At 60.6% G+C, this 21,348-nt stretch carries 24 protein-coding genes; 10 read left to right on the forward strand and 14 right to left on the reverse strand.

Features of this window, described 5'->3' with window-relative positions; translation table 11 throughout:
• Nucleotides 1–21 precede the first annotated feature (21 nt).
• The 3 genes from lapG to ACA068_RS08530 all read right to left on the reverse strand — a co-directional run bounded on the left by lapG (nucleotide 22) and on the right by ACA068_RS08530 (nucleotide 1,945).
• Nucleotides 22–729, reverse strand: coding sequence for a cysteine protease LapG (lapG, locus tag ACA068_RS08520; protein ID WP_497309103.1), 708 nt, complete (start codon nucleotides 727–729; stop codon nucleotides 22–24).
• Nucleotides 730–951: 222 nt separating this feature from the next.
• Nucleotides 952–1,347: a YbaN family protein gene (locus tag ACA068_RS08525; protein WP_497309105.1), complete on the reverse strand. Its 396-nt coding sequence runs from the start codon at nucleotides 1,345–1,347 to the stop codon at nucleotides 952–954.
• A gap of 10 nt (nucleotides 1,348–1,357) precedes the next feature.
• Complete coding sequence (locus ACA068_RS08530) at nucleotides 1,358–1,945, reverse strand: UPF0149 family protein (RefSeq protein ID WP_497309107.1); 588 nt, start codon at nucleotides 1,943–1,945, stop codon at nucleotides 1,358–1,360.
• A gap of 410 nt (nucleotides 1,946–2,355) precedes the next feature.
• On the opposite strand from ACA068_RS08530, the gene recQ reads away from it, so the two are divergent.
• From recQ to ACA068_RS08550, 4 genes are all read left to right on the forward strand, one after another.
• Nucleotides 2,356–4,482 carry a DNA helicase RecQ gene (gene recQ, locus ACA068_RS08535; protein WP_497309109.1) on the forward strand — a complete coding sequence of 709 codons (2,127 nt, stop codon included), beginning with the start codon at nucleotides 2,356–2,358 and terminating at the stop codon, nucleotides 4,480–4,482.
• A 120-nt stretch (nucleotides 4,483–4,602) separates the two neighbouring features.
• On the forward strand, nucleotides 4,603–5,037 hold the full coding sequence (locus ACA068_RS08540; protein WP_497309110.1) for a MarR family transcriptional regulator: 435 nt from the start codon (nucleotides 4,603–4,605) through the stop codon (nucleotides 5,035–5,037).
• A 128-nt stretch (nucleotides 5,038–5,165) separates the two neighbouring features.
• Nucleotides 5,166–6,929: a motility hub landmark protein FimV gene (locus ACA068_RS08545; protein WP_497309112.1), complete on the forward strand. Its 1,764-nt coding sequence runs from the start codon at nucleotides 5,166–5,168 to the stop codon at nucleotides 6,927–6,929.
• A gap of 45 nt (nucleotides 6,930–6,974) precedes the next feature.
• The gene (locus ACA068_RS08550) at nucleotides 6,975–7,262 is read left to right on the forward strand and encodes an Rdx family protein (protein WP_084320512.1); all 288 of its coding nucleotides are present in this window, start codon (nucleotides 6,975–6,977) and stop codon (nucleotides 7,260–7,262) included.
• On the opposite strand, the gene ACA068_RS08555 is transcribed toward ACA068_RS08550, so the two are convergent.
• Both ACA068_RS08555 and ACA068_RS08560 read right to left on the reverse strand, forming a co-directional pair.
• Nucleotides 7,256–8,146 carry a DMT family transporter gene (locus tag ACA068_RS08555; RefSeq protein ID WP_497309114.1) on the reverse strand — a complete coding sequence of 297 codons (891 nt, stop codon included), beginning with the start codon at nucleotides 8,144–8,146 and terminating at the stop codon, nucleotides 7,256–7,258. The two genes, ACA068_RS08550 and ACA068_RS08555, sit on opposite strands and share 7 nt — an antisense overlap.
• 224 nt (nucleotides 8,147–8,370) lie before the next feature.
• The gene (locus ACA068_RS08560) at nucleotides 8,371–9,135 is read right to left on the reverse strand and encodes a helix-turn-helix transcriptional regulator (RefSeq protein WP_497309115.1); all 765 of its coding nucleotides are present in this window, start codon (nucleotides 9,133–9,135) and stop codon (nucleotides 8,371–8,373) included.
• A 129-nt stretch (nucleotides 9,136–9,264) separates the two neighbouring features.
• Here ACA068_RS08560 and ACA068_RS08565 point away from each other — a divergent pair, with 129 nt between their 5' ends.
• Nucleotides 9,265–10,080 carry a UDP-2,3-diacylglucosamine diphosphatase gene (locus ACA068_RS08565; RefSeq protein WP_497309116.1) on the forward strand — a complete coding sequence of 272 codons (816 nt, stop codon included), beginning with the start codon at nucleotides 9,265–9,267 and terminating at the stop codon, nucleotides 10,078–10,080.
• Between the two features lie 71 nt (nucleotides 10,081–10,151).
• Here ACA068_RS08565 and ACA068_RS08570 read toward each other — a convergent pair whose 3' ends face one another.
• Together ACA068_RS08570 and ACA068_RS08575 are read right to left on the reverse strand one after the other, a co-directional pair.
• Nucleotides 10,152–10,742 carry an HD domain-containing protein gene (locus ACA068_RS08570; protein ID WP_497309118.1) on the reverse strand — a complete coding sequence of 197 codons (591 nt, stop codon included), beginning with the start codon at nucleotides 10,740–10,742 and terminating at the stop codon, nucleotides 10,152–10,154.
• A gap of 99 nt (nucleotides 10,743–10,841) precedes the next feature.
• Nucleotides 10,842–11,153 carry an Mpo1-like protein gene (locus tag ACA068_RS08575; RefSeq protein WP_497309120.1) on the reverse strand — a complete coding sequence of 104 codons (312 nt, stop codon included), beginning with the start codon at nucleotides 11,151–11,153 and terminating at the stop codon, nucleotides 10,842–10,844.
• Nucleotides 11,154–11,317: 164 nt separating this feature from the next.
• Between ACA068_RS08575 and ACA068_RS08580 the strand changes: the two genes are divergently transcribed.
• The gene (locus ACA068_RS08580; RefSeq protein WP_497309122.1) at nucleotides 11,318–12,379 is read left to right on the forward strand and encodes an AraC family transcriptional regulator; all 1,062 of its coding nucleotides are present in this window, start codon (nucleotides 11,318–11,320) and stop codon (nucleotides 12,377–12,379) included.
• Here the strand turns inward: ACA068_RS08580 and ACA068_RS08585 are convergent.
• A complete protein-coding gene (locus ACA068_RS08585) occupies nucleotides 12,336–13,790 on the reverse strand; it encodes a TrkH family potassium uptake protein (protein WP_497309123.1) in 1,455 nt (484 codons plus the stop codon). The genes ACA068_RS08580 and ACA068_RS08585 overlap by 44 nt on opposite strands.
• A gap of 122 nt (nucleotides 13,791–13,912) precedes the next feature.
• On the opposite strand from ACA068_RS08585, the gene ACA068_RS08590 reads away from it, so the two are divergent.
• Nucleotides 13,913–14,479 (forward strand): NAD(P)H nitroreductase, encoded by a 567-nt coding sequence (locus tag ACA068_RS08590; protein WP_461957750.1) that lies wholly within the window; start codon nucleotides 13,913–13,915, stop codon nucleotides 14,477–14,479.
• Nucleotides 14,480–14,595: 116 nt separating this feature from the next.
• Here the strand turns inward: ACA068_RS08590 and ACA068_RS08595 are convergent, their stop codons facing one another.
• From ACA068_RS08595 to ACA068_RS08620, 6 genes are all read right to left on the reverse strand, one after another.
• Nucleotides 14,596–15,936, reverse strand: a complete 1,341-nt coding sequence (locus ACA068_RS08595) for a sensor histidine kinase (protein ID WP_497309125.1) — start codon at nucleotides 15,934–15,936, stop codon at nucleotides 14,596–14,598.
• Between the two features lie 175 nt (nucleotides 15,937–16,111).
• Nucleotides 16,112–16,561 carry an LTXXQ domain protein gene (locus ACA068_RS08600; RefSeq protein WP_497309127.1) on the reverse strand — a complete coding sequence of 150 codons (450 nt, stop codon included), beginning with the start codon at nucleotides 16,559–16,561 and terminating at the stop codon, nucleotides 16,112–16,114.
• Between the two features lie 261 nt (nucleotides 16,562–16,822).
• Nucleotides 16,823–17,500: a response regulator transcription factor gene (locus tag ACA068_RS08605; RefSeq protein ID WP_008010984.1), complete on the reverse strand. Its 678-nt coding sequence runs from the start codon at nucleotides 17,498–17,500 to the stop codon at nucleotides 16,823–16,825.
• 7 nt (nucleotides 17,501–17,507) lie between these two features.
• Nucleotides 17,508–17,921, reverse strand: coding sequence for an SH3 domain-containing protein (locus ACA068_RS08610; protein ID WP_497309128.1), 414 nt, complete (start codon nucleotides 17,919–17,921; stop codon nucleotides 17,508–17,510).
• Nucleotides 17,922–18,030: 109 nt separating this feature from the next.
• Complete coding sequence (locus tag ACA068_RS08615; protein ID WP_497309129.1) at nucleotides 18,031–18,330, reverse strand: YciI family protein; 300 nt, start codon at nucleotides 18,328–18,330, stop codon at nucleotides 18,031–18,033.
• A 1-nt stretch (nucleotide 18,331) separates the two neighbouring features.
• Nucleotides 18,332–18,928: a septation protein A gene (locus tag ACA068_RS08620; RefSeq protein WP_219095129.1), complete on the reverse strand. Its 597-nt coding sequence runs from the start codon at nucleotides 18,926–18,928 to the stop codon at nucleotides 18,332–18,334.
• 87 nt (nucleotides 18,929–19,015) lie between these two features.
• On the opposite strand from ACA068_RS08620, the gene ACA068_RS08625 reads away from it, so the two are divergent.
• The 3 genes from ACA068_RS08625 to ACA068_RS08635 are packed head-to-tail and all read left to right on the forward strand — an operon-like array spanning nucleotide 19,016 to nucleotide 21,344.
• Nucleotides 19,016–19,879 carry a PHP domain-containing protein gene (locus ACA068_RS08625; RefSeq protein WP_497309131.1) on the forward strand — a complete coding sequence of 288 codons (864 nt, stop codon included), beginning with the start codon at nucleotides 19,016–19,018 and terminating at the stop codon, nucleotides 19,877–19,879.
• A gap of 13 nt (nucleotides 19,880–19,892) precedes the next feature.
• Nucleotides 19,893–20,522 carry an L-threonylcarbamoyladenylate synthase gene (locus ACA068_RS08630; RefSeq protein ID WP_497309133.1) on the forward strand — a complete coding sequence of 210 codons (630 nt, stop codon included), beginning with the start codon at nucleotides 19,893–19,895 and terminating at the stop codon, nucleotides 20,520–20,522.
• Nucleotides 20,523–21,344: a segregation and condensation protein A gene (locus tag ACA068_RS08635; protein ID WP_497297987.1), complete on the forward strand. Its 822-nt coding sequence runs from the start codon at nucleotides 20,523–20,525 to the stop codon at nucleotides 21,342–21,344.
• Nucleotides 21,345–21,348 lie beyond the last annotated feature (4 nt).

The following is a 21,348-nucleotide window of genomic DNA, read 5'->3' on the forward strand; positions in this document are numbered from 1 at the left end:
AAACGCTCCTTGCGACGGCGGCTAACCTTCGCCCACGGCGAACCCTTCGGCTTGCATTTTTTTCAACACGTCTTGCCAGCGCGACAGCTTTTTTGAGTCGCTGCTGCGTTTTCCGCCATTCGTCCCCGGCAAATAAAGGCCCTCGGCGTTGAAGGCGTACACCGGCAGCAGGTCTTTGCGTTGGGAGGCGGGGCGGATTTCGCCGATCAGGTTGTCGAGCACCAGCGGCTCAGCGGTGGGGCTGCTGTAGAAGGTCAGCACCATGTGCGCCTGGTTTTGGGAGAGTGCCTTGACGTAGGTAATGCGCAGTTTCTCGCTGGGAATCCCGAGTTGGCGCAGGCTGAAATATTTCGCCAGGGCGTAGTCTTCGCAGTCGGCGGCGCCTTTGATCAGCGATTCTTCTGGCGTGGCCCAGTAATCGGTCTGGCGCCAGATGCGCGTGTCGTCCTGAAAATTCAGCTGTTGATTGAAGAAGCGATTGACCGCGTTCAGTTGCTCGCGCTCGGGTTGGTTGAGTTCGCTTTTGAGCATTTGACTCCAGGCCTCGATTCTTCCTTGGGCGGGGCCGAGCGGGCCATAGCGCTTTTCGGCGATTTGCAGGATCTGCGTAAAGTTCCAGTCGGCCCAGACACTGCCGAGCCCGGTCAGCAGAAAACTGGCCAACAGCAGCCATCCGCCGAGCCGAAATCGGAGCGTTGACCTTCCTGGACTACGCCGGCGACGGGACATGTCTGGCTGCTCGGGTGCAGATGACTGAAGTCTAGGCGGAGTTCTTTAAAAGACAGGACTAATTGTCGGGTCGGCAGATGGACCCTGTGGCGAGGGAGCTTGCTCCCGTTCGGCTGCGAAGCAGTCGCCATACCAATCAATGAGGTTTGTCAGGAGAAATGGGGGGGAGGTTTTGGGGCTGCTTCGCAACCCAGTGGGAGCAAGCTTCCTCGCCACAGAAGCTCAGGGTTTTTGCAGGGTTTTCTGTTTGAGGAGGTAGATCGTCACCAGCACCGCGCTGGTCAGCATGATCCCCCGCGCCCACGGCAGGGGCACCAGGTAGCAGGAGAACAGGATGCTCACCCACATCAGGCCGATGGCGTAGACCTTGCCCTTGAGCGGGATGCCGTTGCCGTCGAGGTAGTCGCGAATCCACGGGCCAAGCCGTGGATGCCCCACCAGCCACTGGTAAAACCGTGGCGAACTGCGGGCAAAGCAGGCGGCCGCCAACAGCAGAAAGGGCGTGGTGGGCAACACCGGCAGGAAAATCCCGATCACCCCCAGCGCTACGCTCAGCCAGCCGATGGCCAGCAGCACGTAACGCAACATCAGGGAGCGGTTGCCTATGGGGTTGTCCATAGGCAAAACCTTAGTGGTGACGTGGCTTGAGGATCGCCGGTTTTTCGTCGGGCGCCTGGCACAGCAGGTACAGCGCGGTCAGGGCTTCCGGGATCTGCACGATCATGTCGTCCATCAGGTTGGCGTCTTTGGCGATGTCTTCGAACTCAGGCTGTTCGTCGAACAGACCCGAACCGACCATGATTGGCAGCAGCATTTCGCTGACTTCGTCTTCGGCGGTTTCGAACCAGGCCGCTTCGCGCAGGAACACGCCTTCCATGAAACCGATGCACCAGCCGCGCAGGTCGGAATCGTCCGGCTCTTCGCCCAGGTCCAGGTCGCATGGCAGCTCGAACTCTTCATCGGAAGCCAGTTGGCGCGCGATGTGAGCCTTGAGGGCCAGCAGGGTGGATTCGATCGCTTCACGCTCGGTATCGTCGGCGTAATGCGGCTCTTCGGCGAAGAGGGCGTCGATCCATTCACGATCCGGAACGACTTCGGAACAGATCGAAAGCGCAGTGAGGTAGCCGTGGGCGGCCACGTAGTCCAGCGCCTCGTCATGCAGTTCGTCGGCGTCGAGGAAGACTTGCAAACGGGTTAGTTGCTCAGCGAAGGACATTAAAGGGCTACCTTGGGGGAATTAACAGATGCGGGAATTCTAGGCCTTCTTGAGCGCTCAGGCCAGCCGCGCGGGATATTTGCGCTGCCGGGACCTCACAAACACCGCAATCCCTGTGGGAGCGGCCTGCTCGCGATGAGGCCGGTACATCCAATACATTTATCGCCTGACACGCCGCCATCGCGAGCAGGCTCGCTCCCACAGGTTGTGCGGTGTTTGTCCTTATGTGTCTTCTCAGCGGTGCCCTTTGCAAGGGAGGCCTCGGGTATACTCGCGCGTTTTGTGATGCCCTGCTGGCGTCGCGGCTGAGATGTGAAGCGTCATGCAATGCGCACTTACGATTTGTCGGTGCAGCCTGCGTGGTTCTGAACCAGCCTTGCAGGGATGTTTTTGTGATTTTTGGAGTTTTTATGCTCGAACAGGCTCAACGCGTCCTCAAGGACATCTTCGGCTACGACAGTTTCCGTGGCCGCCAGGGTGCAATCATTGAGCGCGTGGCCAGTGGCGGCGACGCCCTGGTGCTGATGCCTACCGGTGGCGGCAAATCCTTGTGCTTCCAGGTGCCGGCGCTGCTGCGTGAAGGCCTGGCGGTGGTGGTATCGCCGTTGATCGCACTGATGGACGATCAGGTCGCGACCCTCGAAGAACTCGGTGTCGCCGCCGCTGCATTGAACTCCACGCTGAGCGCCGAGCAGCAGCGTGATCTGGCGGCGCGGATCAAGCGCGGCGAAGTGAAGATGCTGTATCTGGCGCCCGAGCGTCTGGTCCAGCCACGCATGCTGGCTTTCCTGCAAAGCCTTGAAATCGCCTTGTTCGCCATCGACGAAGCGCACTGCGTGTCCCAATGGGGCCATGACTTCCGTCGCGAATACCTGCAACTGGGTCAGTTGGCGGAGTTGTTCCCCAACGTCCCGCGTATTGCCCTGACGGCCACGGCCGACAAGCGCACCCGTGAAGAAATCGTCGACCGTTTGCATCTGCAGAACGCCGAACGCTTTCTCTCGAGCTTCGACCGTCCGAACATTTTCTACCGCATCGTACCCAAGGAGCAGCCGCGCAAGCAGTTGCTGGCGTTCCTTGCCGAGCGCCGCAGTGATGCCGGCATTGTCTATTGCCTGTCGCGCAAGAAAGTCGACGAAGTCGCGGTGTTTCTCAGCGAGCAAGGCTTCCCGGCGCTGCCGTACCACGCCGGTTTGCCCAACGACACCCGGTCCCATCACCAGAAGCGCTTCCTCAACGAAGAAGGCCTGATCATGGTTGCCACCGTGGCGTTCGGCATGGGCATCGACAAGCCCAACGTGCGCTTTGTCGCGCACCTCGATTTGCCGAAATCCCTTGAGGCGTACTACCAGGAAACCGGTCGCGGCGGTCGTGATGGCCTGCCAGCGGATGCCTGGATGGCTTACGGCCTGCAAGACGTGGTGATGCTCAAGCAGATGCTGCAAAACTCCGAAGGCGACGAGCGCCACAAGCGTCTGGAGCAGCACAAGCTCGACGCAATGCTTTCGCTCTGCGAAGAAACCCGCTGCCGTCGGCAAACCTTGCTGGCCTACTTCGACGAAGACATGCCCGAGCCGTGCGGCCATTGCGACAACTGCGTCGATGGCGTGCAGACCTGGGACGCCACTGAGCCGGCCCGGCAGGCGCTCTCGGCAATCTACCGCACCGGCCAGCGTTATGGCGTCGGGCATCTGGTGGACGTGCTGCTGGGCAAGGACAACGAAAAGATCCGCAGCTTCGGCCATCAACACCTGTCGGTGTATGGCGTTGGCAAGGCCATGGGCGAGAGTGAATGGCGCTCCCTGTTCCGCCAGCTGGTGGCCCGTGGCCTGGCAGACATTGACCTCGAAGGCTACGGCGGCCTGCGCCTGAGCGACACGTGCCGACCGCTGCTCAAGGGCGAAGTGACCCTGGAACTGCGCCGCGACCTCAAGCCGCAAACCACCGCCAAAAGCAGCAAGAGCCAGGCGAGTCAGCTGGTTCGCGGCGAAGAACGCGAACAGTGGGAAGCCTTGCGCGCCTTGCGTCGCAAGCTCGCCGAGGAACACGGCGTGCCGCCGTATGTCATCTTCCCCGACTCGACACTGTTGGAAATGCTCCGCAGCCAGCCAACCTCGCTGGCGGAAATGGCCACGGTCAGCGGCGTCGGCGCGCGCAAGCTCGAACGCTACGGCGAGGCCTTCCTCGAAGTGCTGGGAGGTCAGGTCGAGGCGCCGAAAGTCGTTGCCGACGTGCGCCACGAGTTGATCACCCTCGCTCGCGCCGGCATGACGCCGCTGCAGATCGCCGGTCAGCTGCAATGCTCGGAAAAGAATGTCTACACGATGCTCGCTGAAGCGATTGGCAAGCAGCAGTTGTCGCTGGAGCAAGCACTGGACCTGCCCGAAGAGTTGATGGGCGAGGTGCAGGATGCCTTCCTCGATGGCGAGGGCGAATTGCCGCCGGTGTCGGAGATTGCCGCGCTGTTCGCCGGGAGAGTGCCGGAAGGTGTCTTGTACTGCGTTCGGGCGGCGCTGCAATCCGAATTCGAGGTTTAAATGACCTGTTACAGTGATGTAACGATTCACTACAGACCAGACCTTGCCTCAAGCCAACGGTCATGCTTAGCTGACTAATAATTAGTTTTTCTCTATTTTCAGTCTAATCATGAGTTTTTTATGCCGTTAACTGATCAACACCGTTTTGGCATGCAACTGGCCCAGATGTCGCGCGGTTGGCGTGCCGAACTGGATCGCCGTCTGGCTGGCCTGGGTCTGTCCCAGGCGCGCTGGCTGGTGCTGCTGCACCTGGCGCGCTTTGAAGAAGCACCGACCCAGCGTGAACTGGCGCAAAGCGTCGGCGTCGAAGGGCCGACCCTGGCCCGGTTGCTCGACAGCCTGGAAACCCAGGGCCTGGTCCAGCGCCAATCCGTGCTGGAAGACCGCCGGGCGAAAAAAATCGTCCTCTGTGCCCCGGCCCGTCCTCTGATCGAACAAATTGAAACCATTGCCAATCAACTGCGCCACGAACTGTTCGACGGCGTCGATGAGGCTGACTTAAAGGTCTGCATGCGTGTTCACGGGCACATTCTGGCCAACCTGGAAAAATCTTGAGGCATAACCGCGCGTCAGCTTTTTGAGATACCCCGTTGGGCAGACTATAAAGAACTACTAGGCAATATCGTGTTCGTACCGGATGTGCGAACGCGTACAGGTTGGTTCTGGTTATCTAAGGGATGCTCATGCTCGAGAGTTGGCACGTTGTATTGCGGTGTTGCGCCAGGCTGCTTCTGGTCGGTGGTGCTGTCACTTACTCGGCATTGGCCCCTGCGCTGGGATTGGGCGACATTACCCTTCATTCCGCGTTGAATCAGCCGTTGAGTGCTGACATCGTTTTGATGGATGTCGGTGGGCTGGAGGAGGACGAACTCTCGGTCAGCCTGGCGACGGCGGATGAATTCACCCGCGCCGGCGTCGATCGGGTGTTCTTCCTCAATGATCTGAAGTTCACACCGATCCTGCGGGGCAATCGCAGCTTGATCCGGGTGACGTCCAACAAACCGGTCAATGAACCTTTCCTGAATTTCCTGGTGCAGCTCAATCAGCCCAATGGGCGCTTGCTGCGCGAGTACACGGTGCTGATCGACCCGCCGGGCTCACCGGGGATCGTGCCGGCAGAAGACGAACCTGCCGTCAGCCCACAGAACTCTCCATTCCCGAGCGTCAAACCGGCCACTGCGCCGGCACCGGCGGCGAAGAAGTCCGCACCGGCGCCGGCCGTCGTTCAACCTGCCGCGCCTGCGACCGATCCCGCTGCCGAACAACTGGCCGCCAGCGTGTTGCAAAACCAGCAGTTGCAAAAAACCATCGATGAGTTGAATGCAGCGCTTCAGGCTCAAAATGAACAGATCGCTGGCCAGAAGAAACAGGTGAGCGAGCTGCAAACCCGGCTGTCGGAGGTCAACCAGGCGCCGCCGGTGACGCCGGTAGCGGTGGCACCTGCCCCTGTCGTCGTTGAAGAACCCGAGGCTAGCCATTGGCCGCTGATTATCGGCTTGCTGGCGCTGATCGCTCTGGTGTTGCTGGGGCTGTTTGTTCGACGTCAACGCCAGCAGGTTCAGGCGTTGGCTCCGGATTTCCCGGTTCTGCCGTCGCGACATGAGCCTGCACTTGATCGAACTGCGGAACCGCAGGCACACGGTTCTGTGCTCAAACCTGCCCAGGCCCATCATGAAGAGACGCCGTCAGGCGATGTGCTGGAAGGCGTGGGGATCTACCTGGCGTATGGCCGTTTTGCCGAAGCGGCCGGTTTGTTGCAAGAGGCATTAGTCAAGGAGCCACAGCGTACCGATCTTGCCTTGCAGTTGCTGGAAGTCCTCGGCAAACAAGGTGACGCTGCCGCCTATGAGACACAGGAAAACAGTTTGCGCGACGCAGGGGTCGACCCACAAAAACTGCAGGACATCCGTGTCTGTTATCCGAAACTGAGTATTGCAGTGCCGGTGCCTGCGGCGGCGACAATCAACCCGCCGATGAAAGCCGAAGGCGCGCCTGACGACGAATTTCAGCTGAACCTGGATGATCTGTCGATGGATGCGAATTGGGATTTGGTCAGCCCCTTCGAAAGCGCTAAATCTTCAGACGCACCGACAAAGGCTGTAGAGCCAGCGTTCACTTCGAACCTGCACGTGTTGCCCGATGTGTTCGAGATGCCCGAGGATTCGCCGCTGGACAAACCTGAACTCGAATGGGTCGCCGAACCCGATGCACAGGCCCTGGATGACGACTTTCTCGATACCTTCAGCGATCCCGGCCAGTCACTGGAACTTGAACCGCTCAGTCTGGAGCCAGCCACGCCGATCAGTGCCGGTAAACTGGAACAAGCCCAGACCTGTATCGATGATGGCGACCTGGACAGTGCCATCGAACTGCTCAACGAGCTGCTGAAGGAGGGCGATGAGCCGCTCAAGCAGACTGCCCGGAGCCTGTTGGCGGGAATCCGCTGAGCCACTACTATAGCGGCGCCCTCTGGCTCAGGAGTATTGCCCATCATGACCGCGCATAAACCGGAAATCGTCATCACCTATTGCACGCAATGCCAATGGTTGTTGCGTGCGGCCTGGCTGGCCCAGGAACTGCTCAGCACCTTTGGCGACGACCTGGGCAAAGTGTCGCTGGTGCCCGGCACCGGTGGGGTTTTTCATATTTTCTGTGACGATGTGCAGATCTGGGAGCGCAAGGCCGACGGCGGTTTTCCGGAGGCCAAGGTGCTCAAGCAGCGGGTTCGCGATCAGATCGACCCGGACCGCGACCTCGGCCACAACGACCGCACTCAGTGAGACGCGGCTTCGGCTGCCACGGTCTTTTTGCTTGAACCGGACAGTCTGCTGGAGACCACAATCGCGACGATGATCAAGGCGCCGCCGAGCAGCATGCGCAGCGTCGGGTTTTCATCGAACAACAGCCACGCCACAGTGATCCCGTACACCGGCTCCAGGGCGAACACCACGGCGGCGGTGCGCGCCTTGATCACCGCCAGGCTGGCGACGAACAAGCTGTGCGCGACGCCGGTGCAGAACACCCCGAGCAAACCGATCCACAGCCAGTCGATGGCGCGGACGTCGCTCAACTGCGGCGCCGCCACCGGCAGCAGGCACAGCGCGACAACCACGTTCTGACACAGCGCGGCCTGCACCGGCGGGATTCTGCCGGAGCTGGCGCGGTTGGTCAGTGACAGCAGGGCGAATAGCAAGCCTGAGCCGACCGCCCAGAGCAGGCCCGTGGTGGCGCCACTCGCCAGATCAAAATCAGGCGTCACCAGCACCAACCCGACACTCACCAGCACCACCAAGAGGATTTCATTGGCGCGGATCCGCTCACGGAATATCAGCCCTTCGAGGATCACGGTAAACGCCGGGAAGCTGGCGAAACCCAGGGTCGCGATCGCCACTCCGGCCACTTTCACCGCAATGAAGAAACTCACCCAATGCCCGGCCAGCAGTAAACCGCTGAGCAACAGACGGCGCCAGTCCAGCGCTTCGAGTTTGTACCAGCGCGTGTTGCTGGCGAACCGCGCGAACACCGCCAGGGCGAGGACGGCAAATGCCGCACGGCCAAACACGATGACGGCGGGCGAGGCGGCGGCGAGTTTGCCGAATACACCGGTCAGGCCGAACATCAGTGCGCCGATATGCAGGGCGCCAAGGGCGGTACGGGGAGTCATTGCGATCCTTGATAAATGTATTTAAAACGGGCTGCCAGACGACCATCGCCCCCCTGTAGCAGCTGGCGCAGCCTGCGTTCGGCTGCGAAGCAGTCGTAAAACCAGTAAACGCGGTGCGTGAGGTAAATCGCATGTGTCCTGATGACGACTGCTTCGCAGCCGAACGCAGGCTTCGCCAGCTGCTACATTTGACCGCATCAGCCCCCAGCCAGTCTGTCGGCAGACTATCGACTTTTGTCGCCAGCCTCGCGCCGCAGTTTGCCCGGTGTCGCCCCAAACTCTCGCAACACCGCCGCGGCAAAGGCACTCTGAGAACTGTAACCGACCCGACTGGCAATCTCGCCGATGGGCAACGGTGAATCCCGCAGCAGTCGCACCGCACTATGCAGCCGCCGACTGCGGATGTAATCCATCGGTGTCTGCCCGCACTCAGCGACAAACCGCGCATGCAACCGGGCGCTGGACAGCCCGGCAACGCGCGCCAGATCGGCGACCTGCAGCGGACACGCCGCGTACTGATCGATATGCGCATTCAGCGCCGCATACGGCAGACGCCGACCGCCCACGATGTCAGGCTTGGCGTTGTTGAGGCTGGCCAATAACAGCACCGCGCCCTGCTGGGCAATCAATGGGTCACTGACCTGGCTGCCCGCCAGCCAACTCACCAATTGGCTTTGCCCTGCGTCCAGCGGCAGGCGCCCGGCGTTGTCGAGCAAACGGCGGCTGGCGTCGGCGTGATCGCCAAGGGACTGCGAAACCCATTGATCACTCGGTATATCCAGCACAAGACAACGGCTGCCATTGCTGCTGCCGCAGGCGTGATGGAAACCCGACGGCACCACCACGAAACTCTGTTGAACCACCTGGCTGCCAAGCCCGTCGACCTCGAAGTCCAGCGCACCCGACAACCCGAACACCAATTGCGCGTGGTCGTGGCTGTGGACGATCAGGTCCTTGGTGTATTGGCGCAGCGTGAGGATCGGTCTCATCGCAGGTCTCCCGGTCAAGATGCGGCCAGTCTACACCGGCCGGGCGTTGTCACAGGACTGACTCGCAGCTGTCATGGACCATTAACCCGACCGGCGCAAGCTTGCCAAAACTTGTCCTGAGTGTTGCCCATGACCAGCGCCGAGCTCGCCAAACCCAGCCGTAAGCAACGTGTGCGGACCTTGTGGATTTCCGACGTGCATCTGGGCACCCGGGACTGCCAAGCCGAACACCTGTCGCAGTTTCTCAAGGGCTACCACGCTGACAAGATCTACCTGGTCGGCGACATCATCGACGGCTGGAAACTGCGCGGCGGCATGTACTGGCCTCAGGCGCACACCAACGTGATTCGCCGCCTGCTGACCATGAGCAAGCGCGGCACTGAGGTGATCTACGTCACCGGCAATCACGACGAGTTTCTGCGACGCTATTCGAAGCTGATTCTGGGCAACATCCAACTGGTGGACGAAGCGGTGCACGTGACCGCTGATGGCCGCCATCTGCTGGTGATCCACGGCGACCAGTTTGACGTGATTACCCGGTATCACCGCTGGCTGGCTTTTCTCGGTGACTCGGCCTACGAATTTACCCTGACCCTCAACCGCTGGCTGAATCACTGGCGCGCGCGTTATGGCTACGGCTACTGGTCGCTGTCGGCCTACCTCAAGCACAAGGTGAAAACGGCGGTCAGTTTCATCAGCGACTTTGAAGAAGCCATCGCCCACGAGTGCGTCAAACGCGAGTTGCACGGGGTGGTGTGCGGGCACATTCACCATGCCGAGATTCGCAAAGTCGGCGGGGTGGATTACCTCAACTGCGGGGATTGGGTGGAGTCGTGCACGGCGTTGATCGAGCATTGGGACGGGTCGATCGAGTTGTACCGGTTGGCGGATGCCCAAGCGCGGGAAGCGGAGTTGAAGGCAGTGAAGGTCCCAGAGCCTGCTTAAAAGATCAGGTGTATTGGCTGGCCCATCGCAGGCTTGCCCGCGATGGGGCCAAGCCGGATACCCTGGACCTGTCAGGCCGGTGCGTGTTCTTCCATCGCCGCCTTGTAGATCGAGTTCTTCGGCTGCGCAAACAAGCGCTCCATCATCGGCTCAAAGAAGCTCAGCGGTAACGTCTCGTATGCCGGATCAAACGCCGCCGCGTCATATTTGGCGCAAAACTCGATAGTCGCCTGATACTGCGGATGCCCGCTGAATTGCTCGCGCAGGTGTCGATCCATTCCCAGGTGATGGAAAAAGTAATACCCCTGGAATATCCCGTGTTTCTCCACCATCCACAGATTCTCGGCGCTGACGAACGGCTTGAGGATCGCCGCGGCGATGTCCGGATGGTTATAGGAACCGAGCGTGTCGCCGATGTCGTGCAACAGGGCGCAGACCACGTATTCTTCATCCCTGCCATCGCGCCAGGCACGGCTGGCGGTTTGCAAGGAGTGGGTCAGGCGATCCACCGGGAAGCCGCCAAAATCACCCTCCAGCAATTTCAGGTGCGCCACAATCCGTGACGGCAATTGCCTGGCGTAGGCACTGAAGTCGGCGGCGATGATCGCCCAGTCTTCCTGCGTGCCATCCTGCATGTGGGTGAATCGTGCATTGGCGTTCATCAGCTATCCTCTTGTTCTTGGCGACAGGGATGCCTTGAGTGTAGGACTTGGATCCACTATCGCACTGACTGCGCAGGACGTTTTGATGGCGAGTGGAGCCTAGAACGGCACACGCCCCAGAATCATGTCGCGGTACATGACAAAGTCGCCGAGCAGGCTATAAAGGGGGTGTTGAAACGTGGCAGGACGGTTCTTCTCGAAGAAGAAATGCCCGGCCCAGGCGAAGCTGTAACCTGCCAGCGGCAAGGCCAGCAACATCAACCAGGCGCCTTTGCCGATGGTCAGCGCCAGAATGAAGATGACCAGGGTGGTGCCGACAAAATGCAGTCGCCGACAGGTGCTGTTGCTGTGTTCGCTGAGGTAATACGGGTAAAACTCAGCGAACGTATTGAAACGTTTGACGTTTTCCACGACTGCGATCTCTGTGGTTGTTGTTCTGATTGCAAGTTGTTCTGCGGGTAGCCTATTTAAGTCTAGAGTGATCATTGGCATCGGCCAGTGACAATAGGCGCCACTTTAGTATCCTTCGCAAATTTGCCGCGTGTAGACGGCTCACAAAACAGTAAGAAAACGCCATGAGCGAACGAACGACTTCTGCAAGCTGGGCGATGGGGATTGTCAAAGCACTGGAGATGGACGGCCTGGATTGCCGGGCTCTGTTCAAGCAGCTGGGGCTCGACTACGCCTCACTGGATGATCCGGATGCACGCTTCCCGCAAGATTCCATGACACGCCTGTGGCAGCGCGCGGTCGAGCTGTCCGGCAACCCGGCGATTGGCCTGAACATGGGCAAGGTGGTGCGACCGGCGTCCTTCCATGTGGCTGGCTACGCGCTGATGTCCAGCCAGACCCTGGCCGAAGGCTTTCAGCGGCTGGTGCGTTATCAGCGGATCATTGCCGAAAGTGCCGACCTGAGTTTCCGACTGCTGGATGAAGGCTATGCGCTGATTCTAACGGTGCATGGCGATCACTTGCCGCCGACCCGACAGAGCGCCGAAGCTTCGCTGGCCTGTGCGTTGGCGCTGTGCGGCTGGTTGACCGGGCGCACGTTGCAACCGCGCAAGGTGCTGATACAGGGCGATCAGCCTGTCGATCTGGAACCCTATAAACAAGCGTTCCATGCGCCGTTGGTGTTCAACGCTCCTTATGACGCCTTGATCTTCGAACGCGCCGACATGGAAGCGCCGCTGCCGACGGCCAACGAGGCGATGGCGCTGTTGCATGACCGGTTTGCCGGCGAATACCTGGCGCGGTTTTCCGAAAGCCGCGTGACCCACAAGGCGCGGCAGGTGCTGTGCCGTTTGCTGCCCCAGGGCGAACCCAAGCGCGATACGGTGGCGCAGACGCTGCACCTGTCACAACGCACCTTGCAGCGCCGCTTGCAGGAGGAAGGCACGAGTTTTCAAACCTTGCTCGACGACACGCGACGTGAACTGGCCGAGCAATACCTGGCGCAGCCCACCATGACCTTGCTGGAAATTGCCTACCTGTTGGGGTTCGCCGATCCGAGCAACTTCTTCCGCGCCTTTCGACGCTGGTTCGACGCCACGCCCGGTGAATATCGGGCGCGGCTGACGCAAGCGCCGGCGGTTGTCAGTGCCGCCAGAACGCAGGAATACACAGAACAAACACCGTAATGATCTCCAGTCGGCCCAGCAGCATGCCGAACGACAGAATCCATTTGGCGGCGTCCGGCAGGGTGGCGAAGTTGCCCGCCGGGCCGATGGTCTCGCCCAGGCCAGGACCGACGCCGGACACGGTGCTGGCGGCGCCGGTCAGGGCAGTCATCCATTCCACGCCGAGCAGCGACAGCAGCAGGGCGATCACGCAAATAGTGATGGCGAAGAAGAAGGAAAAAGTAAGGATCGAACGCACGATCTCTTCGTCGAGGCGGTGACCGTTGTACGTCTGTTTGATCACCGCCCGCGGGTGAATCAATTGGTTAAGGTTGGCCTTGAGCAGGATGTAGGCGACCTGGAAACGGAAAATCTTGATCCCGCCGGCAGTCGAACCCGAGCAACCACCGACAAAACCCAGATAGAAGAACAGCATCAGCGAGAAATTTCCCCACAAGCTGTAGTCCCCCAGCGCAAAACCGGTGGTCGTCACCACCGAGGTCACGTTCAGCGCCACATGCCGCAGCGCCTCCAGCCAATGCAGCTGGGTGGTCCACCAGTACCAGGTGCCTAGCACCAGCCAGGTCACCAGCAACATGCCGAGCAAGCCTTGCACCTGCTGGTCCTTGATCAGTGCTTTGCGGTTACCGCGCAAGGTCGCTACATACAGGGTGAACGGCAGGGCACCAAGAATCATGATGACGATCGCGACCCAATGCACTGCAGGCTCAGGCCACTTTGCCAAAGACTGGTCGGACGTTGAGAAACCACCGGTGGAAATCGCCGACATCGCGTGGTTGATCGCATCGAACGGGCTCATCCCGGCCCACCAGAACGCCAGGCTGCCGATAATGGTGATGCCGACGTAGGCCGCAACGATCAAACGCGCCACCATGTGCGAACGCGGCATGACCTTTTCGGAGCGATCCGACGACTCGGTCTGGAACAGCCGCATGCCGCCGATGCGCAGCAACGGCAGAATCGCCACCGCCATGCCGATAAAGCCGATGCCGCCGATCCAGTGCAGCAACGAGCGCCACATCAGGATGCCGGGGGACATGCTGTCCAGGCCCGTGAGCACCGTGGCCCCTGTGGCGGTAATGCCGGACATGCTTTCGAAGAACGAGTCCGTGTAGCTGATGCGCTGGGTCAGCAGAAATGGCAGCGCAGCGAAGATGCACACCACCACCCAGCTGCTGACGGTCAGCAAGTACATGTCTCGCGGGCGCAGATGTATGTGTTCGGGACGACCGGGGATGACCAGAGCCAAACCCGCGACGAAGGTAATCATGCTCGCCCAGAGGAACGACGGCAGATCGCTCGTGCGCTCGAAAATCACCAGGGTCGCCATGGGCACGACCATGGCGATGGCCAGCGTGATCAGGAAGATGCCGATGATGAAACCAATAATCCGTAAGGTCGGCAACGCCATGAAGTCCGCTCGGGCTGAAGAAGGGAAGGCCGCCATTCTACCTGCGGGGCAGGGCATGTAAACCGGCACTGCCACGGCAGTTGAAGCTAGAATAGCTGCACATATTTTTCAGGAGGTGGCCGATGCAGGCTCTCGACGCTTTGCTCAACCGTGTTTCCGTTCCACGACTGCTCGAACCGGCACCGACCGCAGCGCAGCGTGAAGTGCTGTTTTCTGCCGCGATGCGTGCGCCGGACCACGGCCATTTGCAGCCTTGGCGCTTCCTGACAGTCGAAGGTGCGGCGCGCGAACAAATGGGCGAGTTGCTGGCCGAAGCGGCGAAGCTGCAAGACAGCGAAGTGTCCGAGGCGGCGCTGGACAAGGCGCGTAACGGTCCGTTGCGCGCACCGCTGGTGGTCGTGGTGATCGCACGGTTGCAGGACCACGTCAAATACCCGAAATCCGAGCAATTGCTGGCGGCAGGGTGTGCGGCTCACGGGATTCTGCTGGCCGCTTACGCGCAAGGCATTGGCGCGGTGTGGCGCACCGGTGAGCTGGCGTACTCGGCGCATGTGGCCAAGGGATTGGGGTTGGCAGAAGGGGAAGAGGTGATTGCCTTCCTGTACCTGGGCACGCCGCAGAAAGAGCCGCGGGTGGCGGAGAAAGTCGACCTCGCCGAGTTCGTCAGCGCCTGGCCTTCTAAACCCTGAAATCAAATGCTTCGCGGGCAAGCCTCGCTCAGGTTTATGTGTCATGCCTCGATATTGTGTTCGGCATAGGACCTGTAGGAGCGAGCGGGCGGCGATCCGACTTGCCCGCGAAGCTTTCAAGGCTGGACGACAGCTCCGGGCACCAACGGTAATTCCAGGCTGGCAATGAACCCGCCTTGCGGGTGATTGGCCAGTACCAGACTCCCGCCATGTCGCTCCGCCGCACGTCGCGCAATGGCCAGTCCCAAGCCATGCCCGGCCGCCGTTTGCCCCGGCGCCCGATAGAATGGCTCACCCAACTGAGTCAGATGCTCGGCATCGACACCGGGCCCATGGTCCCTGACGCTGACCACAATTCGCTCACCCTGGCGCACCGCCTGCATTTCAATCGACTGCCCCACGGGGTTGAAGCGCTGAGCGTTTCGCAGCAGGTTGTCGACGGCGCGCTCGATCATCGTCGGCCAGCCCTTGAGGTTCAGCTGCGGTTCGGCGTCGAGGTGAACGGTCTGCTCCGATGAACCCAATTGCGCATCCTTTTGCAGCGTACTGAGCAACGCATTCAGATCCACTTCTTCAGCGCTGGCGTTGTCGGCATCGACCCGCGCCAATACCAGGATTTCGCTGATCAAGGCTTCCAGTCGATCGCATTCACGGGTCAAGCGTGGCGCGAGTTTTTCCCGTTCCTCGGGTGTGGCCCGTTCGGCCAGTGCCAGGGCAATGCGCAGTCGCGCCAGCGGTGAACGCAGTTCATGGGACACATCGCGCAGCAATTGTCGTTGGCTACCGATCAGACTTTGCAGGCGCGCACCCATGCGGTTGAAGTCGTTGGCCAATACACCAAATTCGTCGCGCCGGTTAGCCAGTTTCACCAGGCTGTTCTGCTGATAGGTGGTTTGCCCAAGGTCATGCACCGCGCCGCGCAAGCGGTTCAGCGGGCGGGTGATGGACAGGGTCACGAACAGGCTGAAGAGGGTCAGCACCACCAGCGCAATACCCAGCGCGCTCAGCGGCCAGAGCAGGCTTTCGCGGTGCCAGGCGTCCAGTTCCGGGTGCGGGATGCGGTAGATCAGCAGGTAGGTGTCGCCGGTTTTGGCGCTGGTGTATTCGTCGGTCAGACGTCGCCACGGCAGGCGGCGATCGTCGTTGTTCTGCCGTGCTTCGAAAGCCGCCGCACGCCGGGGGAAGGTGCCGCGCACCACCGGGTCGCCGCTCTCGTTGAGCACCTGAACGTCGATGTGATACTGGCGCTTGCGCTGTTCCAGGATGTCCTGAGCGGCTTCCTCACCCTGGGCTTCGTAGGTTTGCGTCCACTGTTCGGCCAGGGTGTTGAGGCCCGGGTGGCGGCTGAGAATCCATGCGTCCTGGTTGAGCATGTGCCCCAACAGAATGGAAAGCCCAGCAACCAGAGCGATGGCCAGCCAGAAGCTGGCCAGGATACGCCAGAACAATGAGCGCACAGAAAATCCTCAGACAAACACAAATCCCATGTGGGAGCGGGCTTGCTCGCGAAAGCGTCGGTACATTCAACATCAACGTGACTGAAAGGACGCCTTCGCGAGCAAGCCCGCTCCCACATTTAACTGGGTGGAGACAGACCCGACGGGGTTAGCCGTCGGGTCCTGGGTCAGCGCATTATTGCGCTTTTTGCGGTTGTTGCGCTTTCCACGCCTTGAACTCGGCCCATTCGGCGCGGCGCTCAGCCTGTTTCTTCTGGATCTCGTCGAATTTCTTCTGTTGATCCGGTTTCAGCAGGCCACGGACCTCGGCTTCGCCTTTCTTGTGGTTGGCGGCCATTTCGTCCTTCATGGCTTTCTGGTCGGCCGGCGAGAGTTTCTCCAGGTACTTCTCGACCACTTGCTTACGCTCGTGCATCTGCTCGCCCATGATTTTACGGATCTGCTCACGCTGTTCGCGGCTCAGGTCCAGCTGGCTGTACGGGCCTTTACCGTGCATGCCGTGCATCTGACCGCCGTGGCGCGGGCCGTCCATCGGGCCACCCATCGAGCCGGCACCTTCAGGCATGGCCATGGCAACGGTCGGCAGGGCGGCAGCGAACATCAGAGCGATAAGAGTCTTGCGCATGGTGAATCTCCTTGTCTCGTTCCCGGTACGTTCCGGATGAGTTCAGATTACGGAGATCAAGGTCAGCGGCGGTCAGCGGAGCGTAAAGCTTGGGTAAAGACGAGTTCGTGGCGTCCTTACAAACTTTGCCGGCAGTGACCTGTGGCGAGGGAGCTTGCTCCCGCTGGACTGCGCAGCAGGCCTTCGTTTGGGGCCGCTTCGCAGCCCGACGGGAGCAAGCGTCCTCGCCACAGGTTGTTCTTATCCAGTTCTTCCTGGTGCTTACAGGCTGTAGTAGTAACCGCGACTACGCAGGGCAACGATGCGCGGGCGGCCGTCGGGATGCGGGCCGATTTTTTTGCGCAGGTTGCTGACGTGCATGTCCAGGCTGCGGTCGTACAAGGTCAGCTTGCGGCCTAGGGCGATTTGCGCCAGCTCCTGTTTGTCCAGCGGCTCGCCGGGTTGCTTGAGCAAGGCTTCGAGCAGACGGCTTTCGGAGACGGTGAGGGTGAATTCCTGTTCGTCGATGCTGACCACACCACGCACCGGGCTGAAGCACAGGTCGCCCAGTTCGAGCTGGCTGGACACCGCCGTTGGATGACTGCGGCGCAGTACGGCGCGCAGACGGGCTGTCAGTTCCCGTGGGTCGCACGGCTTGGCCAGGTAATCGTCGGCGCCGAGTTCCAGGCCGAGGATACGATCCAGTGGCTCGCCACGCGCAGACAGCATCAGCACCGGCAGGTCCGGATGGTCGCTGCGCAATTGCTTGAGCAGTTCCAGACCGCTACCGTCCGGCAGCATCACGTCCAGTACCACGGCGGCGGGGGAGGTTTCGGCCAGCGCACGGCGAGCACTCTGGCCGTCGTGACAGGCACGGACCTGAAAGCCTTCCTGGCTCAGCCAACTGCTCAGGAGCTCGCACAGCTCCTGGTCATCATCAATTAATAACAGCTCGCTCATTACTCACTCAATTTAGCCATTGCCGACGTTTTCTGGTGGCGCCACTGGCGAAGATACCGCAGAGAAGGGCCAATAGCGCCACTCCACCACCGATTACAAACCATTGCTGCTGATCAGTCAGCAGACGTGGCAGCGGGTTGCTGGCCTGGGCTTCCTTGAGTTGCAGCTTGAGGCGCTGGTTCTCCTGGCGCAACCGGCCCAACTGAGCGCTTTCACGTTCACTGTCGGTATTTTGCAGTTGTTTGCTCAGTTCTTCTCGTTGCTGCTCACTTGCCTTCAAGCGCTGCTGCAACTCAGTGATTTGGCTGCCGGCGCTCAGCGACAGCGGCGTCGAACTGCCGCCTTCGGCGCTTTCTTCGCCGTGGGCAGGGGCCACCATCGACAACGTCACCAACATCAGACACAACGGACCTTTGCGCATCGCCACTCCTGATTCCAATACGAGTATTGGGCAGGTTGTCGGCCGGCAAACGAGAATAATGAGCGTTGAGCGCGCGATGAACCGGCAAGGTTCATCGCGCGGGCGCAATTTACGGCAGGACTTGCTTGAACGGCTTGACCGAAACGTTGGCGTAGACGCCGGCGGCGATGTACGGATCCGCATCGGCCCAGGACTGGGCGGCGCTCAGGGAATCGAACTCGGCGACGATCAGGCTGCCGGTGAAGCCCGCCGCGCCCGGATCATTGCTGTCGACCGCCGGGTGCGGGCCGGCCAATACGATACGACCTTCACCCTTGAGCACTTGCAGACGCTCAAGGTGGGCAGGCCGTGCGGCCAGGCGGGCTTCCAGGGAGTTGGCGACGTCTGTGGCAATGATTGCGTAAAGCATGTCAGTCCTCGGTTTTTGGCGTGGTGGTATCGGCGTCGTGCAGGTGACGGGACAGATAAATGCCCTGGGCGACCAGGAACAGCAACGTCATGCCCAGGCTGCCGAAGACCTTGAAGTCGACCCAGTAGCTCTGGAACGTGAACGCGACGAACAGGTTGGCGGCACCGCAAAACAGGAAAAAGCCGATCCAGGCGATGTTCAGGCGCGTCCAGACCAGGTCCGGCAGGGTCAGTGCGTGGCCCATGATGCGCTTGATCAGCAGTTGGTCACCGATGAAGTGGCTGCCAATGAACGCCAGGGCGAACAGCCAGTTGACCACCGGCGCTTTCCACTTCAGGAAGGTTTCGCTGTGGAACGCCAGGGTCAGGCTACCGAAGACCAGGCAGGCGATGAGGGTCAGCCACTGGCTCTTCTCCAGCTTGCGCTGCTTGATGAACAGCGCACCGTAAACCACCAGGGAGCTGATGATCAGCATCGCAGTGGCACTGTAAATACCGCCTACAGTCAGTTGATGACCGCCAATGTCGACGACCCGTGGATCGATTTTGAAAACGATGAAAAACAGCAGGAGCGGGATGAAATCGATGAATTGTTTCACAGTGGCAGCCAGAAGCAGGATGTGGCGGCATAATAACAAACATATGGGCGCGCGATAGCGCCAGCTGATTTGAGGTAACACATCCCCGTGAATGTTGACTTGCACTGCCATAGCACCGCCTCCGATGGCGCTCTCGCGCCTGCTGTCCTGGTGGCGCGTGCGTTCGAGAAAGGCGTGCGAGTGCTGGCCTTGACCGATCACGACACCCTCGAGGGGCTCGACGAGGCCCGCAGTGCGGCCACGGCGCTAGGGATGCAACTGGTCAACGGCGTCGAATTGTCCTGCACCTGGGGCGGCGCGACCATTCATGTGCTCGGCTACGGATTTGATGTGACTGCCGTACCGTTGGTCGAGGCGATCGCCAAATTGCACGATGGCCGCTGGCTACGGTCCGAAGAAATAAGCCGCAAGCTGGCATTGAAAGGCATGCCCGGCGCGCTGGAAGGTGCCCGGGCCATCCAGCAGGAACTGGGCGACAGCGGCAATGCGCCGGCCCGTCCGCACTTCGCCGACTGGATGGTGCGTGAAGGTTTCGTCAAGGATCGCGCCGAAGCGTTTCGTAAATGGCTGGGCGCCGGCAAGCTGGGCGACGTCAAGCAGCACTGGCCGACCCTGGAAGACACGGTCGAAACCCTGCGAGCCGCGAAAGCCTGGGTCAGCCTGGCGCATCCGTGGCACTACGATTTCACTCGAAGCAAGCGTCGCCGCCTGATTTCTGACTATATTCAAGCCGGGGGCCACGCCATTGAAGTGGTCAATGGCCATCAGCCCGCCGAGCAAGTGGGCAGCCTGGCGATTCTTGCCCGTGAGTTCGGTCTGCTGGTCAGCGCCGGCAGTGATTTTCATGGCCCTGGAGGCTGGTCCGAGATCGGCGAATACCGCCCGCTCCCGGAGGATCTGCCACCACTGTGGTGTCGATTCAAACATGACCCAATTATTGCCGCCGTCTGAACAGGTAGAGAATGTGAGTCAATTTTTCCAGATTCATCCGGAAAACCCGCAAGCGCGCCTGATCAAACAGGCTGTCGAGATCATCCGTAAAGGCGGGGTGGTGATTTATCCCACAGACTCGTCCTACGCCATTGGTTGCCAGATCGGCGACAAGAATGCCGTGGATCGCGTGCGCCGTTTGCGTGGGCTGGACGAAAAGCACAACTTCGCGCTGATCTGCAGCGACTTGTCGCAACTGGGGGTGTTCGCCAAAATCGACACTGGCACCTTCCGCTTGCTCAAGGCGCACCTGCCGGGGCCTTACACCTTCATTCTCAACGCCACCCGCGAAGTCCCGCGGCTGTTGTTGCACCCGAAAAAACGCACCATCGGCCTGCGGGTGCCAAGCCATCCGATTGCCTTGGCGCTGCTGGAAGAACTCGGCGAGCCCTTGATGAGCGTGACGCTGATCATGCCCGGCGACACCGACCCGATGAGCGATCCGCACGAAATGCGCCAATTGCTTGAGCATCAGGTCGACCTGATCATCGATGGCGGATTCGGTGGGATAAAGGCGTCCACCGTGATCAACCTCGCCGACGGCGAGCCGGAAGTGATCCGCGTCGGTTGCGGCGACCCTGCGCCGTTCATGGCCGAGGCGTAGATGTCTGCAGTAGAACCCGTTGTCGACAGTCAGGCCGGAGCCCAGCAAGAGCTGCCCTTCGCCATGGTCTATGGCCAGGCGGTCATGGAAATGCCGCTGGACTTGTACATCCCGCCGGATGCGCTCGAGGTGTTTCTCGAAGCCTTCGAAGGCCCCCTCGACCTGTTGCTGTACCTGATCCGCAAACAGAACATCAACATCCTCGACATTCCCGTGGCGGAAATCACTCGCCAGTACATGGGCTATGTCGAGTTGATGCAGTCGGTGCGCCTGGAACTGGCAGCCGAGTACCTGGTGATGGCCGCGATGCTGGCCGAGATCAAGTCGCGGATGCTGTTGCCGCGGGCCGAAACCATCGAAGACGAAGAAGATGACCCGCGCGCCGAACTGATCCGCCGCTTGCAGGAATACGAACGCTTCAAGGCCGCAGCCGAAGGCATCGATGGTTTGACTCGCGTCGGGCGTGACGTGGTGGTGCCCAAACTGGATGCCCCGGAAGCCAGGGCGCGCAAGTTGTTGCCGGACGTGCGCTTGTCAGAGCTGCTGCTGTCCATGGCCGAGGTCCTGCGCCGTGGCGACATGTTCGAAAGCCATCAGGTCAGCCGCGAGGCGCTGTCCACCCGCGAACGCATGAGCGATGTGCTGGAGCGGCTCAAGGGCGGCGGTTTCGTGCCCTTTGTCGAGCTGTTCACCGCTGAAGAAGGACGTCTGGGGGTCGTGGTGACCTTTATGGCGATCCTCGAACTGGTCAAGGAATCTTTGGTTGAGCTGGTGCAGAATGAGCCGTTCGCGGCGATCCACGTGCGAGCCCGAGCCGAATAACGAG

Source organism: Pseudomonas sp. LBUM1660, from assembly GCF_059695935.1.

Coding starts and splice junctions, on each gene's coding strand:
- ACA068_RS08600 (WP_497309127.1), bottom strand. CDS start 16,561: ATGCGCAAGACTCTTATCGCTCTGATGTTCGCTGCCGCCCTGCCGACC.
- ACA068_RS08555 (WP_497309114.1), bottom strand. CDS start 8,146: ATGACTCCCCGTACCGCCCTTGGCGCCCTGCATATCGGCGCACTGATG.
- ACA068_RS08540 (WP_497309110.1), top strand. CDS start 4,603: ATGCCGTTAACTGATCAACACCGTTTTGGCATGCAACTGGCCCAGATG.
- lapG (WP_497309103.1), bottom strand. CDS start 729: ATGTCCCGTCGCCGGCGTAGTCCAGGAAGGTCAACGCTCCGATTTCGG.
- ACA068_RS08545 (WP_497309112.1), top strand. CDS start 5,166: ATGCTCGAGAGTTGGCACGTTGTATTGCGGTGTTGCGCCAGGCTGCTT.
- ACA068_RS08605 (WP_008010984.1), bottom strand. CDS start 17,500: ATGAGCGAGCTGTTATTAATTGATGATGACCAGGAGCTGTGCGAGCTC.
- ACA068_RS08635 (WP_497297987.1), top strand. CDS start 20,523: ATGTCTGCAGTAGAACCCGTTGTCGACAGTCAGGCCGGAGCCCAGCAA.
- ACA068_RS08560 (WP_497309115.1), bottom strand. CDS start 9,135: ATGAGACCGATCCTCACGCTGCGCCAATACACCAAGGACCTGATCGTC.
- ACA068_RS08530 (WP_497309107.1), bottom strand. CDS start 1,945: ATGTCCTTCGCTGAGCAACTAACCCGTTTGCAAGTCTTCCTCGACGCC.
- ACA068_RS08615 (WP_497309129.1), bottom strand. CDS start 18,330: ATGCTTTACGCAATCATTGCCACAGACGTCGCCAACTCCCTGGAAGCC.
- ACA068_RS08525 (WP_497309105.1), bottom strand. CDS start 1,347: ATGGACAACCCCATAGGCAACCGCTCCCTGATGTTGCGTTACGTGCTG.
- ACA068_RS08570 (WP_497309118.1), bottom strand. CDS start 10,742: ATGAACGCCAATGCACGATTCACCCACATGCAGGATGGCACGCAGGAA.
- recQ (WP_497309109.1), top strand. CDS start 2,356: ATGCTCGAACAGGCTCAACGCGTCCTCAAGGACATCTTCGGCTACGAC.
- ACA068_RS08550 (WP_084320512.1), top strand. CDS start 6,975: ATGACCGCGCATAAACCGGAAATCGTCATCACCTATTGCACGCAATGC.
- ACA068_RS08585 (WP_497309123.1), bottom strand. CDS start 13,790: ATGGCGTTGCCGACCTTACGGATTATTGGTTTCATCATCGGCATCTTC.
- ACA068_RS08565 (WP_497309116.1), top strand. CDS start 9,265: ATGACCAGCGCCGAGCTCGCCAAACCCAGCCGTAAGCAACGTGTGCGG.
- ACA068_RS08590 (WP_461957750.1), top strand. CDS start 13,913: ATGCAGGCTCTCGACGCTTTGCTCAACCGTGTTTCCGTTCCACGACTG.
- ACA068_RS08580 (WP_497309122.1), top strand. CDS start 11,318: ATGAGCGAACGAACGACTTCTGCAAGCTGGGCGATGGGGATTGTCAAA.
- ACA068_RS08610 (WP_497309128.1), bottom strand. CDS start 17,921: ATGCGCAAAGGTCCGTTGTGTCTGATGTTGGTGACGTTGTCGATGGTG.